The organism is Shewanella sp. Isolate13, from assembly GCF_022398325.1.
Taxonomy (GTDB): domain Bacteria; phylum Pseudomonadota; class Gammaproteobacteria; order Enterobacterales; family Shewanellaceae; genus Shewanella.
Genome location: NZ_JAKEVD010000013.1, coordinates 104,478 through 114,885, shown reverse-complemented (window position 1 = coordinate 114,885; position 10,408 = coordinate 104,478). Strand labels below are relative to the sequence as shown.

Genomic DNA, 10,408 nt, shown 5'->3' with positions numbered 1-10,408 from the left:
ATACAACCCTGATGGGTTTTGTATGAGAGACTAATGTTTCTAACAAAATTAGAATGAAGCACTTAATGTAGTGTGAACCCAATTTTTAAGACTTGCATCGCGAGTCCAGCTTTTCAAATTTACCAAATTTGTCTGGAAACCATAGAGCTGTGGTCCCACCTGAATCCATTCCGAACTCAGAAGTGAAACACAGTATCGCCGATGGTAGTGTGGGGTCTCCCCATGTGAGAGTAGGTCATTTCCAGGCGCTAATTTTACTCGTACAGAGTATTATTAAATCGCAGACAAAGCGTAAGTCGATTTAATATAAAGAGATTTGCTGATATGGCTCAGTCGGTAGAGCGCATCCTTGGTAAGGATGAGGTCCCCAGTTCGATTCTGGGTATCAGCACCATGATTTAAAAGAATTTGTCTGGAAACCATAGAGCTGTGGTCCCACCTGAATCCATTCCGAACTCAGAAGTGAAACACAGTATCGCCGATGGTAGTGTGGGGTCTCCCCATGTGAGAGTAGGTCATTTCCAGGCGCTAAATTAAGTGAAGAAGCCACCTTATTAAGGTGGCTTTTTTGCGTTTGGGCATTTGTAAAATAATGAGCGCTAACTTATCTAAATGTAGCTATCCGTTAAGGTGTCTTATCCACTTAAGCAGGCATAAATGCCGACCCCCGATGTCGCCCCGTCGCTGAGCTTGGCCAGAAACTGCGTCCATGCGTTTCTGGCATTCGGCACTTCCGTGTGGCTTGCCTCCAGCTTCGTAATAAGTTACTCGCGCTACAAAGCCCTTGAATGCGTTGCACCAAAGCAGGGCTTCTTCGCCCCCATGTGTTCGCTGCGCGAACCGAGGGCGATTATATGCTCCTGCATAATCGACACTTCCCACATCCATGTGGGTCGTAGGTCATTTCCAGACGCACTCAAAATTTAACAATGAAGAAGCCACCCCTCTTTATGTGATAAGAGTAGGTGGCTTTTTTGTACAGGAAGTACTTATCCTTGAATGCCATGGATGGCGTAGGAGAGGATTTGCGTTTGGGCGTTTGTAAAACCTTTAACGCAATTGCCTCTTGGCTACCTCAATAAAAGCTGTCGGCATCTGTTTATGACAATAATATCTCCCATATCCATCGTTAAAAAAGACTTACCACATCTTTGAGAGAGCATCTAAGAGGCTAGGCACTCATGGGGAATGGGGCTTTTGTTCGATGATGAGTGCAGGTTGAGGGTTGTTGTCGTTGAAGAGTATGGCTAGAAGCGCTGCTATCTTCGTATAAGCACTAATTGCTATAGATAGGTGTAAAGGCTTGCCAGCGGGAATAAAAAGGCCAGAGCGTTGCTCTGGCCTATTAGATCTTATGGTTTAAAATTAGAAGAGCTTACTTGTCTTCTTTTAACCACTGAGCAGCACGTTTCGCGAAGTAAGTTAGGATGCCATCTGCGCCAGCGCGCTTAAAGCAAAGTAATGATTCCATTACGATAGCCTTTTCTGCTAACCAACCGTTCTGAATCGCGGCCATATGCATGGCATATTCACCACTTACTTGATATGCAAAGGTTGGCACTGCAAGCTCAGTCTTAACGCGGTGCACGATATCCAGGTATGGCATGCCTGGCTTAACCATAACCATATCAGCGCCTTCTTGGATATCTAAAGCCACTTCATGTAATGCTTCATCGCTGTTAGCTGGGTCCATCTGGTAGCTGTGCTTATTGCCACCCTTTAGGTTGCCTGCTGAACCTACTGCGTCACGGAAAGGACCGTAGTAGTTAGAAGAGTATTTAGCCGAATATGCCATGATTTGAGTATTGACGTGGCCAGCTTCTTCGAGAGCCTTACGAATAGCGCCAATGCGGCCATCCATCATATCTGAAGGAGCAACAATATCGGCACCCGCTTCAGCGTGAGACAATGCTTGCTTGACTAAGATCTCTGTGGTGATGTCATTCATGATGTAGCCGGTTTCATCAATGATGCCGTCTTGACCATGGGTAGTAAATGGATCTAGTGCAACGTCTGTCATCACACCTAGCTGAGGGAATGCTTCCTTCAATGCGCGTACGGCACGTTGAGCTAATGCGTCGGCATTGTAGGCTTCTTCAGCCATTAAGGTTTTTTTCTCAGCTGGAGTCACTGGGAATAATGCGATCAGTGGAATGCCAAGCTCTACTAGCTCTTCAGCTTCTTTTAGTAGTAGGTCAATTGAAAGACGTTCTACGCCTGGCATAGAAGCGACTTGTTCTGTGCGGTTGTTACCTTCTAAGACGAACATAGGGTAGATCAAGTCATTGACTGTTAGCTGATTTTCAGCCATTAGACGACGACTAAATTCATGTTTACGCATACGGCGCATTCTACGTTGTGGGTAGGCACTAGTAATAATATTCACATATAGCTCCAGACGATGGTGATATTAATCTTGATCAGGGCAATATAGTTTTACTCGATTTCGCCCGTCATTCTTTGCTTGATAAAGTGCTTTATCTGCTTGTTCTAATAATAAAGTCGTGTGTTCTTCTGAGGTGATGATTTCACTGCTCACCCCAATACTAACCGTTAGAGGGATCTTATTTCCGCCCCAACTAATAGGTAGTTCGCTGATAACTTTTCTTATTGTCTCAGCTACTTGTTGCGCACCTATCTTATCAGTGTTGGGTAATATAATAGCAAACTCCTCCCCCCCAAAACGTGACACTAGATCGGTTGGTCGCTTTAAAATCTCTTTTAAGTTGTCGGCGATAACTCTTAATGCTTGGTCACCAGCTAAGTGTCCGTGGGAATCATTGATTAGCTTAAAGCGGTCGATATCCAGCATCAAAATTGAAAGGGGTGTCTGCTGTCGGCGACTAATTCGTCCTTCGGCTAGAATACGTTTATCGAATGATGCGCGATTTTTTACGCCTGTTAGACTGTCGACCCTTGTCTGCTCGGTGAGCTTTTGGTTCGCCTCATTGAGTTCCCTTAACGCAATCTCTAGCTCTAGGGTTCTCTCTTGCACCATTTTCGCTAGCTTTTCGCTACCCCTAGCTTCAATGCGAAGTGCTTCCTCTTTGATCTCTTGGGCTTTCTTAGCCTGAAGCAGTGCATCTTGTTGTATTTGCAACTTAGCTAGGCGTTCATCGTTATATCGAATTGCCAGTAGGGCTGCCATAAAAATCACTTCGATGCTCAGCCCTACCATGAAGGGGGTTTTAGCTTGCAGATCCCAGTGAAGAAAGCCTAGGTAGATAGCACCAGATAAAAGTGCCCCTAGCATCATACCGGCCCAACCAATGGCAAACAGCTTGGCTAATTTATTACCTTTGAATGCTTGTGCTAGAGACATGTACATTAACATTACGCTAGATAACATGACCGCATAAATATTGAGCGTTAATGCGGTGGAGTAGTCGAGTAGTAGCCCGATAAAAAGCAGTAGTACAGACATGGCGGCGCTGACGCGACAGAACCTAAGCATGGCTTGATTGTGATATTTAAGGTGCATGACCTTTTCAGAGAATAAAAAGGCAAACATTATTGAAAGGCTCAGCAGTGCAGGCAGAGCAAACTCTTGCATGCGTGGCCACTCAGGCCAGAGAAACCTAAATGCGAGCCCATGTAGGCTGGCCACAAAAAGGGTTATGGAGAGAACATAGCCAGCATAATAGCTATAGCTGAATGAGTGTGATGTCACCGCAATCAATAAGCTAAAGATGCCAATCGCCATTAGTATACCAATTTGAAAACCATATAAGATTGAATGCCGCTCAGCATCTTGGTAGTAGGCATCGCTAGCCCACAAGGTTATCGGTAAACTGGATGTTCCTGATGTCTTGATTCGCAAATAGAAGTGATGCGTATCTCCTTGTTTGCTGTTAAATGAGTACAGCAATTGGGTGCTTAAAATGGGTCTTTTGCTGAAAGGAAAGCTATCTCCAGCCTGAAATTGGTTGAGCAATGTTGAGCCATTAAAGTGATAGAATTCAATATAATCGAGGTGTGGGTTAGCGAGTGATAAGCTCATTTCTCTTGGCTCTCTCGCTTGTTGAGTTAATGAAAACTTTATCCAATAGGTTTTTTTGGCAATCCCCCTCATCTCCTTCGGATCGTATGCTTGCCACTGAAAAGGTGACGATGCCGCTACCTGCGTTATGTTAGAAAGATCATCGAACTGAGCAATGTATAACTGAGATGTCAGTTCAACTTTATCCGCGGTATGCTCGTCAATAAATAGCGGTTCTTTAGCTGCCGTGAGGCTGGAAAAGAACAATAGAGCTATAACCAACAGTAGATATTGAGCCTGCATTAATACTCTAAACCAAAAAATGTTCGGCTATTTTTATAGGTTACAGCTGAAAAGTCATCGATACTCTGTTGTCTGAGATCGGCAATACACTGAGCAATATAAGGGAGGTATTTAGGCTCATTTTTACTGGATTTGGGCTTTGGCCGCATACTTCTGGGTAAGAGGTAAGGGCTGTCGGTCTCTATTAACAAGCGCTCATCAGGAATATAAGGAACTATTGAGGCTAGCTCTTGCCCTCTACGTTCATCGCAGACCCAGCCTGTGATCCCTAAATAAATGTCTTGCTCTAGGTAAGCATCGAGTGATTGTTTGTTCCCTGTAAAGCAATGCAATAAGGCCGCGGGTAGTTGTGGGCGGTACTCTTTTAAAATTGCTAAAAAATCCTCATGAGCATCACGTTCGTGCATAAGTACCGGCATCTTTAGCTCAACAGCTAGAGCAAGTTGCTCTGCGAAGGCCTTGCGTTGCATGTTTCGAGGGGAGAAGTCTCGATTATAATCCAAACCACATTCACCTATGGCTAGGACGCAAGAAGACTGGGCTAAACTGCGGATCTGAGCTGCACTATCTGCTTTCCACTGGCTTGCGTGATGAGGGTGAACGCCAGCCGTACTATAGAGCTGTTCAGGAAATTGCTCACAGAGACCGATTGCTTGCTGACTCTCTTCTAGATGACTACCAATCACCACCATAGAAGTGACTGAATGTGCAGCCGCATCTTCTACTACACGGTGAATATCTTTTTCTAGCGAGCTGCCAATCAAGTTGACAGCTATATCCATATACTTGGGCATTACTTTAAGCGCTTTACTCTAATGGTTGTGTTGCGATCATCTAAGCCGAGCATGAATGAGCCAAGTGCCGCTTTCTCAATGTAGACGGTTTGGTCGGCCTTTAATCTATATGAGCGGCCATCGGTTTGTTTCCAGACTTGGCCGTTAGTAAACTGGATTTTTAGTGCCCCATAGGCATCTTTGGAAACCTTACTCACATTTAAGTAGATCTTATTGATCTCCTCATCTTCACTCTTTTTAACTTTGCCAAACTCATCTTGAGAGCTGCCCGTCGTAGAAACGACAGCTGTGCTTGATGTGGCGACCGTAACAGTTTCGGTCGCAGGGAGCGGTTTTGTAACCGTGCTATTTGGTTGAAGAGACTGCGCGAGGTTGTCATAACAAATTAAGCGCTCAAGCTTATCTTCTATAGAGGCGCACTTAGCTAACTGCGTTTCGATGGATGCATATGCGCTACTGGAGAGCATTAAAGATGCAGTTGTGAGTATTAATAGCTGTGCTTTCATTAAAAATAACTTCCTTTTAACCTATAGATAGACTCACACTGATTTTACATTTTATTCGGATAATTGAAACACAAATGTGATGAGGTAATGGAGGAGGCTGAAAACAAAAAAGGTATTATCTACGTCTTTTATTACGAGATAATACCTTTTAGAAACGCGCTTATTTAGTCAGTGTGCTAAGACTCAGATTTTTCCTGCTCAATATCATCTTCATCTTCATCTGGTTTGCTGTAAAAACGCGCCGCAAATAATCCACCTTCAAACAGGATAAGCATCGGAATTGCTAACATTGTTTGAGAGATGATGTCTGGTGGTGTCAGTAGCATACCGATGACAAATGCGCCGACCACGATATAGGGTCGTTTTTCTTTTAGCTCTTCTGGTGTCGTTACACCGGCCCAACATAACAGAATTACTGCCACAGGGATCTCAAAGGCTAAACCAAATGCAAAGAACAGTTTGAGAATAAAATTCAAATAACTGCTGATGTCAGTAGCAACTTCAACGCCATCAGGCGCTACGCTAGTAAAGAATCCAAAGACTACAGGGAAAACAATATAATAGGCGAAGGCAATACCTAGATAGAACAGTAACGTGCTGCTCGCTAGCAGAGGCATAACCAAGCGCTTCTCATGCTTATATAGACCTGGCGCGACAAATGACCACACTTGATAAAGAACGTAAGGCACTGCTACGAAAAACGACAGTACTAAGGTCAATTTAAATGGGGCAAAAAATGGCGCTGCAACATCGGTTGCAATCATACTGCTTGATTCAGGCAAAGCCTGCATCAAGGGTGTGGCCATATAATGGTAAATATCGTTGGCCCAATATACCAAGCAGATAAACACCAAAAGAACACTACCAATTGCTCGCAGCAACTTAGTGCGTAACTCAAGCAGGTGGCTGATTAATGGCTGCTGTTGTGACATGGACTACCCGTTAGGTTTGTCTGAATTAGCACTCGTTGTCGAACTTGTCTCTGCAGTCGGGGTTTCTTTGGCTGGAGTATCCTTCGCCGCAGGAACGTCTTCTACTTGATAAGGACGATTAACGGATTGAGCCGCTTCTTTTAATTGATCGATTGAATCCTGTAACTCTGGAGAGAGGTTCTTTAAACCCTGACTCTCTGCATTTTTCAAATCAGAGTGCAGTTGCTCAATTTTAAGCTCCTGCTCTAATTCGTCTTTTACCGAGTTAGCCATTTTTTTCATGGCGCGGATCCAGCTAGAAATTGAGCGCACCGCAGTTGGGAGTCTTTCAGGGCCAAGTACAACTAGGCCCAAGATCCCAATCAGCAGCAACTCCATAAAGCCGATACCGTCGAACATAGTCGATTACGCCTGTTCTTTGCCCTTAGACTCAGCCTTTTTCTCGGCTGTCTCTGCAACTTTTGCAGTGTCTGTCACTTTTGCAGTGTCAGCAGCTGGCTTGTCAGTCGCGTTTTCTTCTAGAGCCTTCTTCTCTTCTTCAGAAGACATGGCGTTCTTAAAGCCCTTAACTGCACCACCTAAATCGCCGCCTAGTGAACGTAACTTCTTAGTTCCAAACAATAATACGACAATTAAAGCAATGATAAGAAGTTGCCAAATACTAATGCCACCCATGGATGAATCCTCTTAATTAGATACTGGTTCTATTATGAACCTTTAGTTATTTAGGTCTAGCTAAAATTTGCGATTCTTTGGTCTTGATCGCCATCCCAGCACCCACAGAGTGATGCCTATGCCAATACTGCCATAAGAGGGCCATAGTGTAGCGCCTTGGTTTAACAAAATAGTGCCACAGATCACTAAAACAGCCGATGTAATCAAAAGATAGTTACTTTTATGCGCTTTTTGCTGATGTTTGAGATATCGATCTAACAATTTATTTTGATTTTTAGATAGGTCGCGGCCCATTTTTAAATTGTCATAGATAAGTTCGGGTAACTCAGGCAATTGTTCGGTCCAATATGGCAGTTTTTGTTTAACCTTTTTTGCCATTACTTTTGGGCCCACTTGCTCTGACATCCATTGTTCAAGGAATGGCTTCGCTGTTTGCCATAAATCGAGTTGAGGATAGAGCTGACGTCCTAGTCCTTCGATATAAAGTAATGTTTTCTCAAGTAAAACTAATTGTGGTTGCACAACCATATCGAAACGGCGGGCGGTTCTAAATAGTTCTAGCAAGACGTGACCAAATGAGATCTCATCCAGTGGTTTATTAAACATTGGCTCACAAACTACCTTTACCGCTTGCTCAAAAGCGCCAACATCCGTTTCAGGGCTAACCCAACCAGATTCGATGTAGAGCTGTGCGATACGACGATAGTCACGATTAAAGAAGGCTAGGAAGTTTTCGGCTAAGTAGCGCTTATCCTCTTCGGTTAGCGTTCCCATAATGCCGCAATCCAAACCGATATAGAAAGGATCGTTAGGATGCTCTCTGCTGACGAAGACATTGCCAGGGTGCATATCTGCATGGAAGAAGTTATCGCGGAAAACTTGAGTGAAGAACAGTTCAACTCCGCGTTCAGCGAGTAGTTTAAAGTTAGTGCCTTGGGCTTCTAATGCCACTTTATCCGATACGGGAATACCATCGATACGTTCCATTACGATAAGGCGCGTAAAGCATAACTCTTCGTACATATAGGGGATGTAGAGCGCGTTAGAATCGATGAAGTTATTGCGTAACTTGATGGCATTCAGTGCTTCAAGCTTTAAATTTAGTTCGCCTTCGATAGTGGTGCGATAATCTTCGACAACCTCTGCTGGGCGTAAACGATTGTTGGCACCGAGCAGAGTCTCAAGAAAGTCAGCCGTTTGAGACATAAGCAGAAGGTCTGCGTGCACTTTATTCTCAACGTCTGGTCGTAACACCTTTAAAACAACGGCCGCGCCATTAGATTTCAGCGTAGCGGTATGGACCTGGGAGATTGAGGCTGAAGCTAGCGGTGTGTTATCGAAGTCATCGAAGTAAGTTTCGATGGGGGCGCCAAGCTCGGCTTCAATCGAAGCTCTAGCAATCGCAGAATCAAATGGAGGCACCCGATCTTGCAGCATCGCCAACTCTTCGGCCCACTCATCTGACAGCAGATCTCTGCGGGTTGATAGCATCTGGCCAAACTTGATGTAAACCGGACCAAGCTCTTGCATCGCAAGCTTTAGGCGCTCGCCACCGACTTTGTCTTTATGTTGATTTCGCAGCCAGAAGAAGCAATACCTTAGTAGTTTGAAGTACCAAGGCGTTAACTTAGAGGGAATTAAATCATCTAGCCCGTAGTGCAATGCAATACGGATTACGTGATAAGCGCGCCTGATACTTTTTACTGTCATGGTTTGGTTTTTACCCTATTGATAAGCTGGTCTATCCGTATCGCAGTCGCCTCCACATCGGCGCTGAGGTCTTCGATTCTATCACTTAAATGAATAAATTCGAGCTTGTGAGGAGCGAGTCGATACTCCTCGGTCGCAAGTTGACCTAGATGTGAGCGAGTCTTGCACAGTACACTCTTCACATCCTGCTTGGCTTGTTTAAAGCCTTGATGAATAAAATGCGTGGGTGCATCACCAATATAGTGTGAAAGGGGCTCTGCAAAGTCGACTTCAACCTGTTGCATATAGTGGCTGAATGTCTGTAACAGGTTTAAATCCCCCTCGAGACTGAGTTTATCTTGTTTGATAAGTTCAGTGAGATTTGCGCCCTCTGTCAGTTGGTAGAGGGTGGTGGCATCGGCATTCACTTTGGTGGTGACTTCGCCTTCGTAGCGAGAGAGTACGAGGATCTCTTTTGAAAATAGAAAGTACAGCGGCCAGTTAAGCTGTGATAGCTGGATACATAGCACTTTGCCATGAATGCTACGTAAGTTAGCGTATTCTTCAGGAGTTTGAGAGATCAGCTTGTTTAGGCTGATCTCTATCGCGGCGCAGGCCAATAATGACAAGTCACGAGACATAGTGAGTCCTATCAGAATTTATAGCCCTTATGTAAGGCAACAATACCGTCAGTCATATTGGTGTAGTTGACCTGCTCAAAGCCGGCATTTTCCATCATCTGCTTTAGAGTCTCTTGATCTGGATGCATGCGGATTGACTCAGCTAGATACTCGTAGCTGTCTGCATCTTGAGTGATTAGAGAACCCATCTTTGGTAGCACTTTGAAGCTATAAATGTCATAAACCTTGCGCATGATTTCGTGCTGCGGCTTTGAGAACTCAAGTACAAGTAACTTTCCACCTGGCTTTAGCACTCGTAGCATAGAGGCGATTGCAGCATCTTTATCGGTCACATTTCGTAGACCAAAAGCGATGGTGATGATATCAAAGTGGTTGTCAGGAAACGGCAATGCTTCAGCGTTAGCTTGAACGTAATTGACGTTACCAACAATGCCCTTGTCACGTAGTTTTTCACGACCGACCTTAAGCATCGAGTCATTAATGTCGGCTAGGGTTACTTGGCCTGTTTCACCAACGATACGAGAAAACTTAGCCGTTAAATCACCAGTACCGCCAGCGAGATCCAATACTTTCATGCCTGGACGTGCGCCTGCACTTTCGATAGTGAAGCGCTTCCACATGCGGTGGATACCGAAAGACATAACGTCATTCATGATGTCGTACTTTGCCGCGACAGAATGGAATACGCCAGCAACCAAGTCGGCTTTCTTTTCGGCTTCTACTGTTTTATAACCGAAGTGAGTGCTGTTTGAAGTGTCCTCTGACATCTATCTGTTCCTATACGTTAACAATGAAATTGTTGCGATTGTAAGTCATCAAAGTGAATTGCTGAATCTTTCATCTATCACTCTGTGACGCATGTTAGCTATCGGCTGACCAATAATAAGAA

Annotated in this window: 10 protein-coding genes, 1 tRNA gene and 2 rRNA genes; 3 read left to right on the top strand and 10 right to left on the bottom strand. The window is 44.4% G+C overall.

What is annotated here, in order from left to right; all coding sequences use genetic code 11:
• Positions 1-131: 131 nt before the first annotated feature.
• From rrf (L1D44_RS10785) to rrf (L1D44_RS10775), 3 genes are all read left to right on the top strand, one after another.
• Positions 132-247: ribosomal RNA gene (rrf, locus tag L1D44_RS10785) — 5S ribosomal RNA — on the top strand.
• Positions 248-318: 71 nt separating this feature from the next.
• Positions 319-394, top strand: a tRNA-Thr gene (locus tag L1D44_RS10780).
• Positions 395-411: 17 nt separating this feature from the next.
• Positions 412-527, top strand: a 5S ribosomal RNA gene (gene rrf / locus L1D44_RS10775).
• An 848-nt stretch (positions 528-1,375) separates the two neighbouring features.
• Here the strand turns inward: rrf (L1D44_RS10775) and hemB are convergent.
• The 10 genes from hemB to ubiE form a co-directional block, all read right to left on the bottom strand.
• Entirely contained in the window at positions 1,376-2,386 is a 1,011-nt protein-coding gene (hemB, locus tag L1D44_RS10770) for a porphobilinogen synthase (RefSeq protein WP_028766639.1), read from the bottom strand.
• A 24-nt stretch (positions 2,387-2,410) separates the two neighbouring features.
• The gene (locus tag L1D44_RS10765; RefSeq protein ID WP_239890524.1) at positions 2,411-4,282 is read right to left on the bottom strand and encodes a diguanylate cyclase; all 1,872 of its coding nucleotides are present in this window, start codon (positions 4,280-4,282) and stop codon (positions 2,411-2,413) included.
• Positions 4,282-5,076, bottom strand: a complete 795-nt coding sequence (locus L1D44_RS10760) for a TatD family hydrolase (RefSeq protein WP_239890522.1) — start codon at positions 5,074-5,076, stop codon at positions 4,282-4,284. Before L1D44_RS10760 ends, L1D44_RS10765 begins: the two co-directional genes overlap by 1 nt.
• Complete coding sequence (locus L1D44_RS10755; protein WP_239890520.1) at positions 5,076-5,582, bottom strand: type VI secretion protein; 507 nt, start codon at positions 5,580-5,582, stop codon at positions 5,076-5,078. Before L1D44_RS10755 ends, L1D44_RS10760 begins: the two co-directional genes overlap by 1 nt.
• 176 nt (positions 5,583-5,758) lie before the next feature.
• Positions 5,759-6,514, bottom strand: coding sequence for a twin-arginine translocase subunit TatC (gene tatC, locus L1D44_RS10750; RefSeq protein ID WP_239890519.1), 756 nt, complete (start codon positions 6,512-6,514; stop codon positions 5,759-5,761).
• A gap of 3 nt (positions 6,515-6,517) precedes the next feature.
• The gene (tatB, locus tag L1D44_RS10745) at positions 6,518-6,913 is read right to left on the bottom strand and encodes a Sec-independent protein translocase protein TatB (protein ID WP_220767009.1); all 396 of its coding nucleotides are present in this window, start codon (positions 6,911-6,913) and stop codon (positions 6,518-6,520) included.
• Between the two features lie 6 nt (positions 6,914-6,919).
• Positions 6,920-7,189, bottom strand: coding sequence for a Sec-independent protein translocase subunit TatA (gene tatA, locus L1D44_RS10740; protein ID WP_239890518.1), 270 nt, complete (start codon positions 7,187-7,189; stop codon positions 6,920-6,922).
• 60 nt (positions 7,190-7,249) lie between these two features.
• Complete coding sequence (gene ubiB / locus L1D44_RS10735; RefSeq protein ID WP_239890516.1) at positions 7,250-8,899, bottom strand: ubiquinone biosynthesis regulatory protein kinase UbiB; 1,650 nt, start codon at positions 8,897-8,899, stop codon at positions 7,250-7,252.
• The gene (locus L1D44_RS10730; protein ID WP_239890514.1) at positions 8,896-9,519 is read right to left on the bottom strand and encodes an SCP2 sterol-binding domain-containing protein; all 624 of its coding nucleotides are present in this window, start codon (positions 9,517-9,519) and stop codon (positions 8,896-8,898) included. Before L1D44_RS10730 ends, ubiB begins: the two co-directional genes overlap by 4 nt.
• Before the next feature lie 11 nt (positions 9,520-9,530).
• Positions 9,531-10,286, bottom strand: a complete 756-nt coding sequence (ubiE, locus tag L1D44_RS10725) for a bifunctional demethylmenaquinone methyltransferase/2-methoxy-6-polyprenyl-1,4-benzoquinol methylase UbiE (protein WP_220767013.1) — start codon at positions 10,284-10,286, stop codon at positions 9,531-9,533.
• Positions 10,287-10,408 lie beyond the last annotated feature (122 nt).